General features: G+C 73.9%; 13 protein-coding genes. 8 read left to right on the top strand and 5 right to left on the bottom strand.

The annotated features are described in order from the left end of the window. Positions 1-132: 132 nt before the first annotated feature. Positions 133-270: a hypothetical protein gene (locus ACZ52J_RS20700; RefSeq protein WP_465620595.1), complete on the bottom strand. Its 138-nt coding sequence runs from the start codon at positions 268-270 to the stop codon at positions 133-135. Here ACZ52J_RS20700 and ACZ52J_RS20695 point away from each other — a divergent pair. Continuing rightward, entirely contained in the window at positions 248-877 is a 630-nt protein-coding gene (locus tag ACZ52J_RS20695; RefSeq protein ID WP_465620593.1) for an ABC transporter substrate-binding protein, read from the top strand. The genes ACZ52J_RS20700 and ACZ52J_RS20695 overlap by 23 nt on opposite strands. A gap of 317 nt (positions 878-1194) precedes the next feature. Continuing rightward, positions 1195-2460, top strand: a complete 1266-nt coding sequence (locus ACZ52J_RS20690; protein ID WP_465620591.1) for a serine/threonine-protein kinase — start codon at positions 1195-1197, stop codon at positions 2458-2460. Positions 2461-2541: 81 nt separating this feature from the next. Here the strand turns inward: ACZ52J_RS20690 and ACZ52J_RS20685 are convergent, their stop codons facing one another. Further along, positions 2542-3087 (bottom strand): NUDIX hydrolase, encoded by a 546-nt coding sequence (locus ACZ52J_RS20685; RefSeq protein WP_465620589.1) that lies wholly within the window; start codon positions 3085-3087, stop codon positions 2542-2544. A gap of 123 nt (positions 3088-3210) precedes the next feature. On the opposite strand from ACZ52J_RS20685, the gene ACZ52J_RS20680 reads away from it, so the two are divergent. Further along, a complete protein-coding gene (locus ACZ52J_RS20680; protein ID WP_360497201.1) occupies positions 3211-4182 on the top strand; it encodes an ATP-grasp domain-containing protein in 972 nt (323 codons plus the stop codon). Positions 4183-4313: 131 nt separating this feature from the next. On the opposite strand, the gene ACZ52J_RS20675 is transcribed toward ACZ52J_RS20680, so the two are convergent. Together ACZ52J_RS20675 and ACZ52J_RS20670 are read right to left on the bottom strand one after the other, a co-directional pair. After that, on the bottom strand, positions 4314-8387 hold the full coding sequence (locus ACZ52J_RS20675) for an ABC transporter ATP-binding protein (RefSeq protein ID WP_465620587.1): 4074 nt from the start codon (positions 8385-8387) through the stop codon (positions 4314-4316). Between the two features lie 292 nt (positions 8388-8679). Next, on the bottom strand, positions 8680-9366 hold the full coding sequence (locus ACZ52J_RS20670) for an SACE_7040 family transcriptional regulator (RefSeq protein ID WP_465620585.1): 687 nt from the start codon (positions 9364-9366) through the stop codon (positions 8680-8682). 133 nt (positions 9367-9499) lie between these two features. Between ACZ52J_RS20670 and ACZ52J_RS20665 the strand changes: the two genes are divergently transcribed. From ACZ52J_RS20665 to ACZ52J_RS20650, 4 genes are all read left to right on the top strand, one after another. Further along, positions 9500-11212 carry a carboxyl transferase domain-containing protein gene (locus ACZ52J_RS20665; protein WP_465620583.1) on the top strand — a complete coding sequence of 571 codons (1713 nt, stop codon included), beginning with the start codon at positions 9500-9502 and terminating at the stop codon, positions 11210-11212. 140 nt (positions 11213-11352) lie between these two features. Continuing rightward, complete coding sequence (locus tag ACZ52J_RS20660) at positions 11353-13653, top strand: acetyl/propionyl/methylcrotonyl-CoA carboxylase subunit alpha (protein ID WP_465620581.1); 2301 nt, start codon at positions 11353-11355, stop codon at positions 13651-13653. After that, positions 13650-14648, top strand: coding sequence for a hydroxymethylglutaryl-CoA lyase (locus tag ACZ52J_RS20655; protein WP_465620579.1), 999 nt, complete (start codon positions 13650-13652; stop codon positions 14646-14648). The genes ACZ52J_RS20660 and ACZ52J_RS20655 overlap by 4 nt, the downstream gene beginning before the upstream one ends. Before the next feature lie 184 nt (positions 14649-14832). Next, on the top strand, positions 14833-16023 hold the full coding sequence (locus ACZ52J_RS20650) for an acyl-CoA dehydrogenase family protein (RefSeq protein ID WP_360497184.1): 1191 nt from the start codon (positions 14833-14835) through the stop codon (positions 16021-16023). 211 nt (positions 16024-16234) lie between these two features. Here ACZ52J_RS20650 and ACZ52J_RS20645 read toward each other — a convergent pair whose 3' ends face one another. Beyond that, positions 16235-16774 carry a universal stress protein gene (locus ACZ52J_RS20645; RefSeq protein ID WP_465620577.1) on the bottom strand — a complete coding sequence of 180 codons (540 nt, stop codon included), beginning with the start codon at positions 16772-16774 and terminating at the stop codon, positions 16235-16237. A 734-nt stretch (positions 16775-17508) separates the two neighbouring features. On the opposite strand from ACZ52J_RS20645, the gene ACZ52J_RS20640 reads away from it, so the two are divergent. Further along, on the top strand, positions 17509-18624 hold the full coding sequence (locus ACZ52J_RS20640; protein WP_465620575.1) for an HAD family hydrolase: 1116 nt from the start codon (positions 17509-17511) through the stop codon (positions 18622-18624). Positions 18625-18628 lie beyond the last annotated feature (4 nt).

Genomic DNA, 18628 nt, shown 5'->3' with positions numbered 1-18628 from the left:
CCCTTCCGGAGGAGAAGGGGGGAAAAACAAACCGGGTCTCCCCCCCGGAGGGCCCTGGGGGAGGGGGGGTTGGGTGCCCTCCCCGGACCCCCCCACCAGCACAGGCCCACGAAGCGCTTCATGCGCTCAAGATTAGCGTCGTTCCACCACCAGCGCGGGGGTTTCCTTGCGCAGCGTCTCGCCGCGGAGGAGCTCCGGCCGCACCAGGCCGTAGCCGGTCATCAGCGCGGCGCCGAGCAGCCTCAACTTGGAAGCGATCGCCGCACTCAAGCCGGACCTCATCCTCGGTCGCCAACTGCGCACCCAGGACCAGTACGCGCAACTGTCCAAGATCGCCCCGACCGTCTTCTCACTGCGCCCCGGCTACCCCTGGAAGCAGAACTTCCTGCTCAACGCGAGCACGTTCGGCCTGGAAGCCGAGGCCAAGACGCAGCTCGACGACTACCAGGCGGCGGCCACCGCGATCGGCGCCAAACTCGGCGACATGTTCGGCGACAAGCGGCCCACCATCACGCCGCTGCGCCTCATGCCGGGCCGCACCCGGCTCTACGCCAAGCCCTCCTTCAACGGCACCATCCTCACCGACGTGCCGCTGCCGCAGCCGCAGATCGAGCAGGTCAAGGAGCTCGCGGTCGAGGTCAGCCCGGAGCAGATCGACAAGGCCGACGCCGACTGGATCTTCTACGGCGTGTACGGCAGCCCCGGTTCGACCAACCAGGACGCGATGCTGGGCGGCGCCCTCGGGAAGACGCTCGGAGCGGTCAAGTCCGGTCAGGCCCGGCCGGTTTCGGACGAGACGTGGTTCCTCGGGCTCGGCGTCATGGCGGTGAACGCGGTGCTCGCCGACCTCAAGGGGCTTGTCGCACCCGGCAGTTGATCTGGCATCCCCGGAAGGGGCGAGGTGGCGCGGCCGTGACACCGCGGACGTGGCGCCACGGCGGTGCGACGACGGCGTGGTGGTGATCCCTTGGTGGCGCCTTGGTGGTGCCTTGGCGATCTCACGACGATCTCGCGACGGTTGCCGAAGTGATCTCACGATGATCTCCGCAGGGGTCCCCCAGTGATCCCCCAGTGATCCCGCAGCGGGCTCGCGATGGTCCCGCGGTGGTCTCGCGCACACCGCCGGGTTCGGCGCTTGGAGCTGGTCGCGCGGTGCGGGAGGATCGTCGAGACCGTCCCCCGAAGGGCCCGCCGATGACCTCGCTCCACCCCGCCCCGACCGATCCGTCCTTGCCCGGCCCGCCGGGGGACAGCGCCGGATCCCCACCCCCACCCGCCGTACCCGGGACGGCCGCCACGGCCGCCCCGATGTGCTCGATCGCGACCGCCGCCGAGGCCGGCGCGTCCGCGTCCGGTTCCTCCGGCGGGGTGATCCGCCAGGGCTCCCTCTCCCGTCACGACTCGGTGCCGCAGCCGCGCAGCCGGGACGACACGGATGCGTACGTCCTCCCGGCAGCGGCCCCCGCGACGGATCACTCCACCACGGACGGCGATCCGACCGCGGCGCGCCTCCGGGCGGCGTTCGCCGAACGGCTGCGGGCCGCACGCGCCCAGGGCCGCTCGGTCGCCGAGCTGGCGGCCGCGTGCCGTCGGCCGGTCGCGGAGGTACGGGCGCTGCTCGGTGAGGCGGCCGGGGACGGTGCGGATACGTTCGCGCCCGCGCCCGTCCGTGACCACGGCCAGGACGGGGAGGCCGGAGGCGGGACCGAGACCGACGGCGGTGCCGAGGTCGGCGGGGAGGCTGAGGCCGAGGTCGGGTTCGTCCGTTTCCCGCCGGTCACCGCGGCGGAGGGCGGCCTGCCCACGCGGGCGGCGCGTCCGGTACGAGAAGAGCTGTGGCCCATGGGGTCCCGGCGGCCGTCGCCCTCGCGCCGACTGCGCCGGATGCACCCGCAGGCCACCCCGAGCGGACAGGAGGCGACCGCACGGGAGACGGCCGCGACCGGCCCGGCCGGCGTGGGCCTCCCGGGTGCCGCCGCGTGGACGGGTGAACTCGCCGGTACGGCAGGGACGGTGGCGGATCGGGTGCCGTTCGGGGCCGGCACCGCGACCGCGATCACCCCCGACACCGGTGCCGACGCCGGCGCCCCCGGCACCGAGGCGCCGCACGCCGAACCACCGCGTGCCGAACCACCGCTCGGGATCCTGATCGGCGGCAGCCCCGGTCAGCCCGAGGCTGTCGGCCGGCCCGAGGAGAGGGCACCGGTCCGGGTGGTGGCCGAGCCGATCCGGGTCGGGCGCGGCACCAGCCTGGTGGTGCTGCCCTCCTGGCGCCCCGCCATCGCCGTCTCGGTGTCGACCGAGCAGCTGCTGTACGCGACCGGGCTCGGCTTCGAGCAGCTCGCCGACGCCCGGCTGACGGTGCTGATGAACCCGAGCGCGCTGCACGACCGGGAGCTGGAACTGCACGGTTGGGAGCCCGGTCCGGCCACGCGCGGCCGGCGCGGCGGGCGGTCCTGAGGCAGTCCTCGGGCCGGTTCCCGAACCTGGGTCGACGGCCGGCGGTGGGCGGGTTGGAGGCCGGCGGCTATCGGTCGGCGGTCAGCGGACCACCGGGGCGTTCGGGATGTACCCGAGGTCGACGGGCACCGGCGGGCGTCCGTCCACGGCCCAGCCCTGGCGGACGGAGTCCAGCAGTTCCGGCAGCCGGGGCGGCCACAGCGCGTCGGCGTTCTCGTCGGCGAGGTCGGCCGGGGTCCACCAGCGCCAGTCGAGGATCCGGTCGACGGCGTGCACCGCGCTGACGTCGCCGACCGGGCCGCGGTGCGGTCCGCCGGTGAGGTAGATGTGCTCGTGCTGGCGGACCGGGGTGCCGTGCCAGGTGAAGTCGTGTTCCCAGGTGCAGAGCAGCGGGCCGGGTTCGAGGTCGGTCCAGCCGGTCTCCTCCCCCAGCTCGCGCCGGGCGCCCTCCCACGGGGACTCGCCCGGTTCCAGTCCGCCGCCCGGCATGGTCCAGTGGACGCCGACCTCGTCGTTGTCCGAACGGAGCAGGAACACCGAGCCGTTCTCGTCCAGGACCACCGTGCGGGCGGCCTGCCGGGGCACGCGCTTGTGGGGGCGGAGCAGATTGCGCATCGGATTTCGCATCGGATCACTCTCGCAGCGGCCGCCGGGGGCGTCGAGCGGATTCGACACTCCGGTCCGGCGGACGAGAGCTCCGAACCGCCCGGCGCGGCGCGGGACCTGTCCGTTCGCCGTACCCTGACGGCCATGCCCGTACCCGCGATCATCTTCCCCGCCGATCCGCTCAACCCGCGCCGGCCCGATCCGCACTTCGCCTGGGAGGCCAGGCTGCTGCGGGAGTTGGGCGGCGAGCACCACCTGGTCGACCACGACGCGCTGCTCGCCGGGCAGGCCGAGGAGGCGGTCCGGCGGGTGCCGCAGGACAGCGGCCCGCTCTGGTACCGGGGTTGGATGCTCCCCTCGGCCCGGTACGCCGACTTCGCCACCGCGCTCACCGCCCGGGGCGGCAACCTGCTGACCAGCGCGCCCGGTTACGCGGCGGCGCACGAACTGCCCGGCTGGTACGGCGTGTTCGAGGGGGCGACCCCGGCCAGTGCGTGGATCCCGTCCGACGGGCCGGTGGCGCCTGACCCGACGGAGCTGGCAGCGGCCGTGGCCCGGCTCGGCGGGAGCGGCCCGGCGATCGTCAAGGACTACGTGAAGTCGCGCAAGCACGAGTGGCACGAGGCCTGCTACGTACCCGAGTTGGCAGACCTGCGGGCCGTCGGCCGGGTGGTGGAGCGGTTCGTCGAGCTGCAGGGCGAGTTCCTGGCCGGCGGGGTGGTGCTGCGGCGGTACGAGGAGTTCGAGCGCGCCGCCGGTGCCGCGGAGGATGCCGAGGGCCAAGCGGGCGACGGCCCGGGTACGGGCGGGCGGCCGGATGCGGGCGACGGACCCGGTGCGGGCGGGCGGGCCGTCGAGGCGCGGGTGTGGTGGCTGGACGGCCGGCCGATCCTGGTCGGACCGCACCCGGACGCCCCGCGCCGGAACGTCGAGCCCGACCTCACCGACGTCCGGGCGCTGGTCCGGACGCTCGGCTGCCGCTTCATCACCACCGACCTCGCCAGCCGGGCCGACGGCTCCGGCTGGCGGGTGGTCGAGGTCGGGGACGGACAGGTGAGCGACCTGCCGCGGGGCATCGACCCGTCGGGATTGCTGACCTCGCTGATCGCCGCCTGACGGCCCATGCGTGCCGGGCCGTCAGGCGGATTCGGGGCGGGCGGCCTCCCCAGGCAGGCAGCCTCCCCCAGCGCAGGCAGCCTCCCCCAGCGCAGGCAGCCTCCCGTGCGAGCGGCCCCCGGCCTGGCGGCCTACCCGGCGGCGACGGTCTCGACCGCCGGGTGGCCGTCCGCGATGAACGCCTGCCAGAGCCGGGCGTACGTGCCGCCCCGGGCGAGCAGTTCGGTGTGGGTGCCGTCCTCGACCACCCGGCCGTGGTCCAGCACGATCACCCGGTCGGCGCGCTCGGCGGTGGTCAGGCGGTGGGCGATGACCAGGGTGGTGCGACCGCCGCTGAGCCGGTCCGCGGCGTGGTTGACGGCCGCTTCGGTGGCCAGGTCGAGCGCCGCGGTGGCCTCGTCGAGCAACAGGATGTCCGGGTCGACCAGTTCGGCCCGGGCCAGCGCGATCAGCTGGCGCTGGCCCGCCGAGAGGTTGCGGCCGCGGCCGGCCACCTCGTGGTCGTAGCCGCCCGACAGCCGGACGATCATGTCGTGCGCGCCGACCGCCCGGGCCGCCGCCTCCACCTCGGCGGCCGATGCGTCCGGCCGGCCGTACGCGATCGCCTCGCGGACCGTGCCCGCGAACAGGTAGGCCTCCTGCGGTACCACGCCCAGGCGGTGGCGGTACTGCGCCAGGTCGTAGCGGGTGAGGTCGACCCCGTCGACCCGGACGGTGCCCTCGGTCGCGTCGTAGAACCGGGCGACCAGCTTCACCAGCGTCGACTTCCCGGCGCCGGTCTCGCCGACCAGCGCCACCGTCTGCCCGGCCGGGATGTGCAGGTTCACGTCGGCCAGCACGGTCGGGGCGCCGTCCGCGCCGCCGTTGTAGGCGAAGCCGACCCCGTCGAAGTCGATCTCGCCGCGCAGCCCCTTGGGCACCGGGACCGGGTCGGCCGCCTGGGCCGTGGTGGTCGGGGTGCGCAGCAGCTCGCCGATCCGGCCGAGGCCCACCGAGGCCTGCTGGTAGCCGTCGAAGACCTGGGACAGCTGGTTGACCGGCGCGAAGAACAGGTCGATGTAGAGCAGGTACGCGACCAGCGCGCCGACCGTCAGCGTCCCGGCGTCGACCCGGGCCGCGCCGACGATCAGTACCAGCGCGGCCGCCACGCTGGAGAGGAACTGGACGAACGGGAAGTACAGCGAGATGTACAGCTGCGCGCGGACCCGGGCCTCGCGGTAGGCGATGCCGCGCGCCACGAAGCGGTCGGTGTTGGTGTCCAGGCGGCGGAAGGCCTGGACGATCCGCATGCCGGCCACGTTCTCCTGCAGGTCGGCGTTGACGGCGCTGATCAGGTCACGGGAGCGCTCGTACTGGTCCTTGGACTTCCTGCGGAACACCAGCGTGGCGATGACCAGCAGCGGCAGCACGGCGAAGACCACCAGGGCCAGGCCGGCGTCGATGATCAGCAGGGCCGCGAAGATCCCGGCGAAGGTCAGCAGGCTGACCACGGCGGTGACCATGCCGGTCTGCAGGAAGGACGTCAGCGAGTCCAGGTCGGTGGTCATCCGGGTCATGATCCGGCCGGTCAGCTCACGCTCGTAGTAGTCCAGGCCGAGCCGGTTGAGGTGGGCGAAGATCTTGAGCCGGAGCGTGTAGAGGACCCGCTCCCCGGTGCGGCCGCTGACCCGGTTCTCGGCGCCCTGCACCAGCCAGTCCAGCAGCACCACGACCAGCGCGGTGAGCGAGGCCACCGCCACCCCGGACATCAGGCCCTTGCGGACACCCTCGTCGATGCCGTGCCGGATCAGCACCGGCAGGACCAGGCCGGCCGCCGCGTCCAGGGCGACCAGCAGGAGGGCGATGAGCAGCGGGGCGCGGAAGGGGCGCAGCAGGCGGCTCAGGGCGAAGTCGGAGTCGCCGGCCTCCGCCTCGGTGCGGGAGACGGCCGGGGTGTCGGTGGCGGGCGGGAGGGCGGCGACCTTGGCCAGCAGGTCCGGGTCGGCGGTGCGGGCGGCCTTGACCAGGGCGGGGGTGGGGAGGTCGGGAACGGTGGGGGCGGGCTGCGGTTCGGCCTGCGCCTCGCTCTGCGGTCCGGCCTGCGGTTCGGCTCGTGCTTCGGCTTGCGCCTCGGCTCGGGCTTCGGTCTGCGCTTCAGCCGGTTTCCCGGTCGGCGTCGCGGAGGCGGGGTGCTGGGTGGCGCGGCCCGCCTCCGGGTCGGTGATCAGGGCCCGGTACTGGGGACATCGGGCCTCGAGTTCCTCGTGCGTCCCGATGTCCAGCAGCCGGCCGCGGTCGAGGACGGCTATCCGGTCGGCGAGCTGGAGGGTCGACCGGCGGTGGGCGATCAGCAGCGTGGTGCGACCGGTCATCACCGAGCGCAGCGCGTCGTGGATCTCCGCCTCGACCTGCGGGTCCACCGCCGAGGTGGCGTCGTCCAGCAGCAGGATCCGGGGGTCGGTGAGGATCGCCCGGGCCAGGGCGATGCGCTGGCGCTGGCCGCCGGAGAGAGTCAGGCCCTGCTCGCCGACCTTGGTCTCGTAGCCGTCCGGGAGCTCGCGGACGAACTCGTCGGCTTGGGCGGCGCGCGCGGCGGCGACGATCTGCTCGTCCGTGGCGTCCGGGCGGCCGTAGGCGATGTTGGTGCGGACCGACTCGGAGAAGAGGAAGCTCTCCTCGGGGACGATGCCGACCGTCGCGCGGACCGAGTCCAGGGTGAGGTCGCGCAGGTCGTGGCCGTAGAGGCGGACGGTACCGGCGGCCGGGTCGTAGAAGCGGGGCACCAGCTGGGCCACCGTCGACTTGCCCGAGCCGGAGGCGCCGACCACGGCGAGGGTCTCGCCGGGGGCCAGCTTCAGGCTGAGGCCGTGCAGGACGGGGGCGGGGTGCTCGGGGTCGTAGCGGAACTCGACCCGGTCGAACTCCAGGGCGACGTCGGGGGTCCGGGGGCCGACGGTGGCGCCGTGCGCGGTGTCACCCTGTCGGGTGGTGCCGTGCGGGGAGCCGTCCTGCTGCCGGGTGCCGTCCTGTTGCCGGGTGCCGCTCTGCCGCGCGGTGCCGTCCTCCGCGAGATCCAGGGTGAGCGCGTCCGGGCGCTCCTGGACCAGCGGGCGCTCGTCGATCAACTGCAGGACGCGCTCCACGCCCGCCCGGGCCTGCTGGCCGACCGTGATGATCATGGTCAGCATCCGCACCGGGCCGGTCATCTGTGCGACGTACGTCGAGAAGGCGACGAAGGTGCCGAGCGTGACCCGGCCGTCGACCGCCAGCCAGCCGCCGAAGGCCAGAACGGCGACCTGGGCGAGGGCCGGAACCGCCTGCATCGCCGGGTTGTAGCGGGCGTTGAGCCGGATCGAACGCAGCCGGGCGGCGAACAGGTTGCGGGAGGCCTGCTCCAGCTTGTCCAGCTCCTGCGCCTCCTGGCCGAAGCCCTTGACCACACGGACGCCGCCGATCGCGCCGTCCACCACGCCCGCGACCTCGGCCGCCTCCTGCTGGGCGGCCCAGGTCGAGGGGAACAGGCGCTTGCGGCTGAACGCGGAGACCCACCACAGCGCGGGCGCCATGACCAGGGCGACCAGGGTGAGCGGCGGGGACAGCCAGACCATCACGACCAGCGACATCCCGAACATCAGCAGGTAGCCGGTCATCATCGGCACCATCGAGAGCAGGCCGTTGACCAGCTGGAGGTCCGAGGTCGCGCGCCCGACCACCTGGCCGGTGTCCAGCCGGTCCTGGCGGTGGCCGTCGAGCCGGCCGAGCGAGCGGAACAGGTCGCTGCGCAGGTCGTGCTGGACGTCCAGGGCGAGCTGGCCGCCGTAGTACCGACGGACCTGGGTGCAACCGAAGACCACGGCGGCGGCCAGCAGCAGCACCACTGCCCAGGGGGTCAGCGAGCGGGTGTGGGCGATGATGACGTCGTCGATGATCAGCTTGGTGACCAGCGGCACCAGCGCGGTGACGGCCATGCCGAGGAGTGAGGCACCGAAGGCGAGCAGCAGGCTGCGGCGGGACCGCCAGCTGTAACCGACCAGGCGGCGCAGCCAGCCGGCGGGCTCGGTGCGCCCGTCGGTGGCGTCCGCTCCGGTGGCGTCCGCTCCGGTGGCGTCCCCTCCGGTGGCGTCCGCTCCCGCGGCGTGCTCGTCGACGGGGACCTCCGGGGTCGTCGGACCGGCCGGTGTGCCGCTCGGGGATTGCTCCACCGTGGATCCGTGAGTCTCAGGCATATTTAGGGATGCTAACCATTTCGTCGAGTGGCCGCCACGACGTTTCCGACCCGGGTGGGTTCGGGGCGGGTCGAAACAGCCCGGATCGTCCGGTCCGGTGGACGGGGCAACAGCCTGCGGCCGACGGAGATTCCCGATCGGACCTCCGCACGGCCGGCATGGACCACCGCCCGCATCCAGGATCACCCACCGCCCGTCGAACGCCCAGCGGCCGGGGGTGGGCCGGCCCCGTCCTTTCGGCCTAGGCCTCCGGGCGGGGAGTGAGCGCGGGATTCGCCGCTCGCGGGCTCGCTCAGCCGCTCGCGGAAGCCGAGTCCGGGGTGGCCGAGCCCGCGGAAGCCGAGCCCGTGGTGGCCGCGTCCGCGGCAGCGGCGAACGCGCCGTGGGCGAGGGTGTGCAGCAGGGCGGCCATTCCGTCGCGCTGAAGACCGGACCGTTCGCCCTGGCCGGGGTGCGAGCCGAGGCTGTGCGGGGTCGAGTTGATCAGGCCGAAGACGGCGTGCACGGCGGCACGCGCCACCGGCTCGGCGGCGGGGTCGGCCAGCGGCGGGTAGGCCTGCCGGACCACGTCCACCCACAGCTCGACGTAGCCGCGCTGGAGCCGGCGGACGGTGCGGCGGTCCTCCTCCTTGAGGTTCAGCAGCTCGCGGTCGTGCAGCGTGATCAGGTCGCGGTCGTTCAGGGCGAAGTCGACGTGGCCGCCGATCAGCGCGTCCAACGCGGCGGCCGGACCGTCGCCACCGCCCGCCCGGCGGCGCCCCTCCTCCAGCAGGCGCTCGCTGATGCCGATCAGCAGGTCGGCGAGCATCGCGTCCTTGCCGGCGAAGTGACGGTAGAGGCCGGGGCCGCTGATCCCGACGGCTTTGCCGATCTCGTCCACGCCCACGCCGAGGAAGCCCCGGGCGGCGAACAGCCGGGCGGCCTCCCGGCGGATCTGGTCGCGGCGTGGGAGCGCGGAGGCTGCGGGGACGTTCGGCATGCCGCCCATCGTAGACAGTCGGGTTATCGGCCGTTAACCTGGGCGGCGTAAGTTAACGTTAATTAACGTGGGATTCCAAGGGCGCACCACATCCGGCGCCCACCTGGTGCCGAGGGCAAGGGAGCTCTTGGGAATGGTCATCTCAACCGCCGGTGTACCCACCGGCGTCCCGTTCAGCGCAGCGAACGGCACCGGAGCGGTGCCGACAGCCGTACCCCCCGGAGCCGCCGCACCGGCGCCCCGGCTCGGCACCGCCGTCGACCCGGGCTCCGCGGCCTACCGCGCCAACACCGACGCGCACCAGGAGATGGTCGCCGAGCTGCGCGCGAAGCTCGACGCGGCCGCCCTGGGTGGCGGCGCCAAGGCCCGCGCCCGGCACACCTCGCGCGGCAAGCTCCTCCCCCGCGACCGGGTGGACACCCTGCTGGACCCGGCCTCGCCCTTCCTGGAGCTGGCCCCGCTGGCCGCCGACGGAATGTACGACGGGGCGGCGCCCGCGGCCGGGGTGATCGCCGGCATCGGCCGGGTCGCCGGACGCGAGGTGGTGGTGGTCGCCAACGACGCCACCGTCAAGGGCGGCACCTACTACCCGATGACGGTGAAGAAGCACCTGCGCGCCCAAGAGGTCGCGCTGGAGAACCGGCTGCCCTGCGTCTACCTGGTGGACTCCGGCGGCGCCTTCCTCCCCATGCAGGACGAGGTCTTCCCGGACCGCGACCACTTCGGCCGGATCTTCTACAACCAGGCCAGGCTCTCCGCCGCGGGCATCCCGCAGATCGCCGCGGTGCTCGGCTCCTGCACGGCCGGCGGCGCGTACGTCCCGGCGATGAGCGACCAGGCCGTGATCGTCCGCAACCAGGGCACGATCTTCCTGGGCGGTCCGCCGCTGGTGAAGGCCGCCACCGGCGAGGTGGTCACCGCCGAGGAGCTGGGCGGCGGCGACCTGCACTCCCGCACCTCGGGCGTGACGGACCACCTGGCCGAGGACGACGCCCACGCGCTCTCCATCGTCCGCACGATCGTCGCCGGCCTCGGACCGCGCGCGGCCAAGCCCTGGCCGCTCACCCCGGTCGAGCCGCCGGCGGTGGACCCGGCGGGCCTGTACGGGGCTGTCCCGGTCGACCCGCGCACGCCCTACGACGTGCGCGAGGTGATCGCCCGGCTGGTGGACGGCAGCCGCTTCGCCGAGTTCAAGGCCGAGTACGGCGCGACCCTGGTCACCGGCTTCGCCCGGATCCACGGCCACCCGGTCGGCATCGTCGCCAACAACGGCGTGCTGTTCTCCGAGTCCGCCCTCAAGGGCGCCCACTTCATCGAGTTGTGCGACCAGCGCGGCATCCCCCTTCTCTTCCTGCAGAACATCACCGGCTTCATGGTGGGTCGGCAGTACGAGGCGGGCGGCATCGCCAAGCACGGCGCCAAGATGGTCAACGCCGTCGCCTGCACCCGCGTCCCGAAGCTGACCGTGGTGATCGGCGGCTCGTACGGAGCCGGCAACTACTCGATGTGCGGCCGGGCCTATTCACCCCGCTTCCTGTGGATGTGGCCGGGCGCCAAGATCTCCGTGATGGGCGGTGAGCAGGCGGCCTCCGTCCTCGCCACCGTTCGCCGCGACCAGCTCGAGGCGCACGGCGAGCAGTGGCCGGCCGAGGCGGAGGAGGAGTTCAAGCGCCCCGTCCGCGAGCAGTACGAGCGCCAGGGCAACGCCTACTACGCCTCCGCCCGGCTCTGGGACGACGGTGTGATCGACCCGATGGACACCCGCACCGTCGTCGGCCTCGCGCTCACCGCCTGCGCCAACGCCCCGCTGGCGCCGCCCGCCCCGTACGGCGTCTTCCGCATGTGATCCCTCCTCATGGCGCCCCTGCGTTCGTGACCCCTCCCTTCCGGGTGTGACGTCCACGGCGCCGGTCCGGAACCGGGCCGGCGCCCGACCGCCCGCCACCTCCTTCGTACGGCTCCCCTCGACCCGGAGGAACGCCTCCCATGTTCGACACAGTTCTGGTCGCCAACCGCGGCGAGATCGCCCTCCGGGTGATCCGCACCCTGCGGCGGCTCGGCGTCCGCTCGGTCGCCGTGTTCAGCGACGCGGACGCCGACGCTCCGCACGTCCGCGAGGCAGACGTCGCGGTCCGGCTCGGCCCGGCCGACCGCAGCGACAGCTCGGCGGCCGAGACCTACCTGCGGACCGACCAGATCCTCGCCGCCGCCCGCCGCACCGGCGCCCAGGCCGTCCACCCCGGCTACGGCTTCCTCGCCGAGAACGCCGGCTTCGCCCGCGCCTGCGCCGACGCGGGCCTCGTCTTCATCGGACCACCTCCCGGTGCGGTCGAGCTGATGGGCGACAAGATCAACGCCAAGGAGGCCGTCCGGGCCGCCGGCGTCCCGGTGGTCCCCGGCAGCCAGGCCACCGCGCCCACCGACGAGGAGCTCGTCGCCGCCGCCGACGAGATCGGCTACCCCGTGCTGCTCAAGCCGTCCGCCGGCGGCGGCGGCAAGGGCATGCGCCTCGTGCGGGACCGGGCCGACCTGCCCACCGAGATCGCCGCCGCCCGCCGTGTCGCCCGCACCGCCTTCGGCGACGACACCCTGCTGCTGGAGCGCTGGGTCGACCGGCCGCGCCACATCGAGGTGCAGGTGCTGGCCGACGCCCGCGGCACCACCGTCCACCTCGGCGAGCGCGAGTGCAGTCTGCAGCGCCGCCACCAGAAGCTGATCGAAGAGGCTCCCTCCGTTCTCCTCAATGCCGAGACCCGCGCCGCGATGGGCGCCGCGGCCGTCCGCGCCGCGGAGTCCTGCGGCTACACCGGGGCCGGCACCGTGGAGTTCATCGTCCCCGGCATCGACCCGGACGCCCCCGCCTCCGCCACCGCCGACGACGGGGCGCGGGACTTCTTCTTCATGGAGATGAACACCCGTCTCCAGGTGGAACACCCCGTCACCGAACTCGCCGTCGCCGTCGGCCCCGACTCGACCCGGCTCGACCTGGTCGAGTGGCAGCTGCGCGTCGCCGCCGGTGAACCGCTCTCCTTCACCCAGTCCGACATCTCCTTCCTGGGCCACGCCATCGAGGCCCGCATCTGCGCCGAGGACCCGGAACGGGACTTCCTGCCCACCGGCGGCCGCATCCTCACCCTGGACGAGCCCCGGGGCGAGGGCATCCGCGTCGACTCCGGAGTCGCCCCCGGAACCGTCGTCACCAGCGCCTACGACCCCATGCTCGCCAAGGTCATCGCGTACGGGCCCGACCGCCCGACCGCGCTGCGCCGGCTCCGCGCCGCGCTGGCCGACACCCGCATCCTGGGCGTCACCACCAACACCGGGTTCCTGCGCCGGCTCCTCGCACACCCCGAGGTCGTCGCCGGCCGACTGGACACCGGTCTGGTGGAGCAGACCGCCCAGCAGCAGCCGGCCCTGCTCACCGCGCCGTACTCCCCCGTCAACGCGAGCGCCCCGGCCGAGGCCGCGACGCCCGCCCACCCCGGGAACGGGACCGACGCCGCAGCGGCCGAACCGCCGTCGCCCGCCCACCTCCTCTACTACGCGGCCGCGCTGGCACGGCACCTGGAACTCACCCCGACCGCCACCACCGGCGGCTGGACCGACCCGTTCTCCCTTCCCTCCGGCTGGCGCCTGAGCGGCACCCCCGCCTGGACCACCCACCGACTCCGTACCCCCGGCCAGGATCCGGTCTCGCTGCGCATCCGTTCGATCACTGCGAGCAACGTAGTCGATGCCACTGACAATTCCGCCGGGCTCACCCGCGAGGTGGAGCTCCGGCTCGGCGACGGCCCGGTGCACCGGGCCCGCGCGACCCTGGCCGGCGACCGGCTGCACCTGACCGTCGACGGCCTGCAGACCACGTTCTCGCTGGCCACCGACGCCACCCCCGGCCTCGCCGCCGGACCGGTGACCTGGCTCGGCATCGAGGGCGACGCCTGGCCGCTGCACGCCTACGACCCGGTCGTCGAGAGCGCCGCCGGGGCCGGCGCCCACCACGGCGCCCTGACCGCCCCGATGCCCGGCACCGTCACCGTCGTCAAGACCACGGCGGGCGAGACGGTCCGCAAGGGCCAGCCCCTGCTCGTGCTGGAGGCCATGAAGATGGAACACGTGATCGCCGCACCGCACGACGGCGTGGTGGCGGAACTGCGGGCCACCGCCGGCGCCACCGTCGCCATGGAGGACCTGCTGGTCGTGGTCACCCCGGTCGAGGAGGCCCCGACCGGGGGACCCGCGGCCGGAGCGGCCGCCGCCCCCGCCGAGCCCGCGGAGGTGCGGTCATGACCACCCCCGCCCCCGCCCCCGCCCACGAGCCCGACGCCCTCGACCTGGGCCTGCCCGACCCCGTCCGCGCCCCCGGCCTGCCCGAGGAGGTCCGGATCCACGAGGTCGGTCCGCGCGACGGCCTGCAGAACGAGAGCGCCCTGGTGCCGGTCGAGGTCAAGGCCGAGTTCATCGCCCGGCTCGCCGCCGCCGGCCTGCGCACCGTCGAGGCCACCAGCTTCGTGCACCCGAAGTGGGTGCCGCAGCTGGCCGACGCCGAGGAGCTGATGCCCAGGCTCGCCGACCTGCCGGAGCGCCACCCCGGCCTGCGGCTGCCGGTCCTGGTGCCCAACGAGCGCGGCCTGGACCGCGCGCTCGCCCACCGCGCCGGCGACATCGCGGTGTTCGCCAGCGCCACCGAGACCTTCGCCCGCCGCAACCTCAACCGCTCGGCGGACGAGGCCATGGCGATGTTCCGCCCGGTCGTGACGCGGGCCACCGAGGCCGGGGTCGCGGTCCGCGGCTACCTCTCGATGTGCTTCGGCGACCCGTGGGAGGGGCCCGTCCCGGTCCCGCAGGTGGTGCGCTACGGCGTGCAGCTGCTGGAGATGGGCTGCTCGGAGCTGAGCCTCGGCGACACCATCGGCGTGGCCACCCCGGGCCAGGTGAGCGCCCTGCTGACCGGCTTCGCCCGGGCCGGGGTCCCGGCCGACCGGCTCGCCGTGCACTTCCACGACACCTACGGCCAGGCGCTCAGCAACACCCTGGCGGCGCTGCGCGAGGGCGTCACCACGGTGGACGCCTCGGCGGGCGGCCTGGGCGGCTGCCCGTACGCGAAGAGCGCCACCGGCAACCTGGCCACCGAGGACCTGGTCTGGATGCTGCACGGGCTCGGCATCCGGACCGGCGTGGACCTGCGCGCCCTGGTCGCGACCAGCGGCTGGATGGCCGAGCGCCTCGGCCGCCCCAGCCCCTCCCGCACCGTCCAGGCGCTGCTCGGCGCCGCCCGGGGCTGACCGCCCCGCCCCCGTTCCGGCGCCGGCCGCGCCCCGTACGGTCCGGCCGGCGCCACGCACCACGCCCGTCCCGCACCGCTCATCCCTCAATCACACCGTGCGACCGTCGGATCATCAGGCGGACGCCCGGTCGTCCCGTTCACGCCCGCGGCCGGCCCGGCCGGGCATCAGGAGGATCATCACCATGCTCGACCACCGGATCAGCAGCGAGTACGAGGAACTCCGGCGCACCGTCGCCGAGTTCGCCCAGGACGTGGTGGCGCCGAAGATCGGCGAGCTCTACGAGCGGGAGGAGTTCCCCTACGAGATCGTCCGCGAGATGGGCCGGATGGGGCTCTTCGGCCTGCCCTTCTCGGAGGAGTACGGCGGCATGGGCGGCGACTACTTCGCCCTCGGCCTCGTCCTGGAGGAGCTCGCCCGCGTCGACTCCTCGGTCGCGATCACGCTGGAGGCCGCCGTCTCGCTCGGCGCGATGCCGATCTACCGCTTCGGCACGGAGGCGCAGAAGCGCGAGTGGCTGCCCCGGCTGACCTCCGGCGAACTCCTCGGCGCCTTCGGCCTCACCGAGCCCGAGGGCGGCTCGGACGCCGGGGCCACCCGCACCACCGCGCGGTACGACGAGACCACCGACGAGTGGGTCATCAACGGCACCAAGTGCTTCATCACCAACTCCGGCACCGACATCACCGGTCTGGTCACCGTCACCGCGCTCACCGAACCGATCGCTCGTTCGAGTGAAGAAGGCGAATTCCGCTCGCCCACGCGGGAGATCTCCTCCATCATCGTGCCCACCGGGACCCCCGGGTTCCAGGTCTCGAAGAAGTACTCGAAGGTCGGGTGGAACGCATCCGACACCCGCGAACTGTCCTTCACCGACTGCCGCGTTCCCGCGGCCAACCTGCTGGGCGAGCGTGGCCGAGGCTACGCCCAGTTCCTGCGGATCCTCGACGAGGGCCGCATCGCGATCGCGGCCCTGGCCACCGGCCTGGCCCAGGGCTGCGTCGACGAGTCCGTGAAGTACGCCGGCGAGCGCCGGGCCTTCGGCCGGCCGATCGGCGCCAACCAGGCCATCCAGTTCAAGCTTGCCGACATGGAGCTGCGCGCCCACACCTCCCGCCTGGCCTGGCGGGACGCCGCCTCCCGGATGCTGCACGGTGAACCGTTCAAGAAGGAGGCCGCGATCGCGAAGCTGTACTCGTCCGAGGCCGCCGTCGACAACGCCCGCGAGGCGACCCAGATCCACGGCGGGTACGGCTTCATGAACGAATTCCCGGTCGCCCGATTCTGGCGCGACAGCAAGATCCTGGAAATCGGGGAGGGCACGTCCGAGGTCCAGCGCATGCTCATCGCCCGGGAGCTCGGCGTCACCTCGTGACCGCACGCTGGTGACCGGCGCGGTCGCGACGGCACCTTCGTGACCGTTACGTCGCCGTCGCGGTCGTGACCGTCGCGGTCGTGGTCGCTGCGGTCACGTCCTGAGCCGAGCCCTCCGGGTCAACGCCCCGCTCCGCAACCGGTGTTGCGGAGCGGGCCACGGCGGAGGAGGCAACAGGAGGAGACGACCGGAACAACCCTCGGGCGAACCCTCAGGGGATCACGATCACCGGGCGGTTGGCCCGCCGCGCCAGCCGTCCGGAGACCGAGCCGAAGATCTTGCCGAGCAGGCCGTGCGTCGTGCCGACGACGATCGCGTCTGCGGCGTACTCGCGGCCGACCTCCTCGATCTCGTGGCAGATGTCGCCACCGCGCTCGATCAGGATCCACGGCACCCCGGCGAGGAAGTCCGCGCAGGCGAGCTCCAGGCCGAGGACCTCGGTCCGGTGGTCGGGGAGGTCGACGAAGACGGGAGGTTCACAGCCTGCCCAGACCGTGGCGGGCAGACGGTTGGCGACGTGCACGATCACCAGGCCGCACTGCGAACGGCGCGCCATCCCGACCGCGTAGGCGAGGGCGCGCTCGCTCGACAGCGAGCCGTCGAAGCCGACCACCACACCGTGCTGGAACGTCGGGTCGAGAGACGGCGCGGGAGTGTCCTGCGCCGAGGGCTCGGTGCGCCCGCCGAACGCGTCGGCCGCGCCGGAGGCCGCCTCGGGACGCTCCGCGCCCGGGCCCAGGCGGCCCGTCACCGGAGACCCCGCAGGGTCGGCCGGGGGCTCGCCACGCCGCTGGCGGGGCCCTGAGCGGTCACGGCGGGCGAGGTTGCCACGGCGGGCGAGGCCGCGCAGGGCGCGTCCGAGGCCCTGGACGCCATCTCCCCCGGTCGCGGCGCCCGCGCTGCGGGGCGTGTCCGGTTCAACCGGTCGGGGAGGCTCAAAACCAGCCATGGCTCACGGCTCTTCGATGGAGAGGGGCCGACAGGAGAGGACGACGCTGCCCGGGCAGCAGGCCCGCCCACGGGATGACGTCGGTCTGCACCGCGCAGCACCGTATGTGACCTGTTCCTTTCAGAGTACGACGGGCACGGGGCCCAGCCCAGCGGCGAAGCCCCGGAGCGACGTTGTTCCCGCGAAGGAGGGATGCGCCCGCCGCGGCAGTGCGCCCTGCCCGCAGGCCATCGCGCCCCCTCCGGAAAGGAGGTTCCCTGGAGCTTGACTGAGCGGACCGGGCGACGCAACAGGCCCACGGGACACCGTGACCGGACTGTCATTGATCGGCGACGATCCGTTGCGACACGTCGCGAACCGTTACGCCCCACCAATCCCGCCCGCCCCACGGGCCTGCCCGTACACCACCCGCACCCGGCCCCGCGCGGGATCGGTACGTCAGGTGCCGGAGCCCGATTCAGCCACTTCGTACGGCTTCGCGACGCGCTCTGGCATTTGCCACATGCATAGGCGCGGGCGCTGGCACCATGCTCGACATGCCCCTGCTCCTGTTCGACCTCGACAACACGCTGCTCCCCCGGGACGCCGCTTTCCGGGCCTGGGCGCAGGATTTCCTGTCCGAACACGACCTGCCGCCCGGCGACCTCGACTGGTTCGTCACCCTCGACGGCGGCGGCTACGTACCGCGCAGCACCGTACTGTCCGCGGTCCGGCGCCGCTACGGCCTGGACGTCTCCGCCGACTTCCTGCTCGCCCACTACCGACGCGGCATCAACTCCCACATCCACTGCCCGCCCCGGCACGTCGAGGCGCTGCGGGCGGCGCGGGCGGCCGGGTGGACGCTGGGGATCGTCAGCAACGGTGGTACCCGGCCGCAGTTGGAGAAGATCCGGCGGACGGGGCTGGGGCCGCTGGTCGACGGCTGGGTCATCTCCGAGGAGGCCGACTGCGTCAAGCCGGACCCGCTGATCTTCGAGATTGCCGCCCAGCGGTGCGGCGTCGCGCCCACCGGGGACTGGGCCGCGCACACCTGGATGGTCGGGGACCACGCGCCCGCCGACATCGCCGGGGCCGACCTGACCGGACTGCGCAGTGTCTGGCTGCACCACGGCCGGCCGTGGGCGGAGATCGGCTACCGGCCGACGCTGAAGGCGGCCGGGCTGCCGGAGGCCGTCGGCCAGGTGCTCGCCGCCCGCAACGCGCCCTCGCCCTGGCCGGGGACTCTCGCCGGCGGGTCGGCCCGGCGGAGGGCTGCCGGGGTGCCGGCGCGGGCGGCGGCGCCGCTCGGCGCACGGTCCGGCGCGCGCCCGACGGCGGCCGCCCCGGAGGGCCCCGGTGCGCCCGTTCCCGCGAACGCCGGGGCGGGCGGCGCTTCGAGTGCCGGAGCCGCGTCCGGTGTCCGAAACCGATCCGGCGGGTTTGCCGTGATCGCCGACGCCCGCTCCGGCGCCGGAGCGGTCTCCGGGGCACCGGCGAGCGCCTCACCGGACACGGGCGCGGACGACCGCGGGGCCGCCCCGGTCGTACCTCCGACGCCCCTCCGTACGGCGGCCGACGGGGTCGCGCCCGCTCGAACCGCCTTCGCCGCAAAGCCCACCGCGGCCGCCGTCCTCACAGCGGCCTCGGCAGCGGTCGCAGCGGTCGCCCGGTAGCGTC

It is taken from the genome of Kitasatospora sp. NPDC034035, from assembly GCF_055575755.1.
The sequence above is the reverse complement of the archived record's forward strand: the minus strand, read 5'-3'. Positions and strand labels throughout refer to the sequence as shown.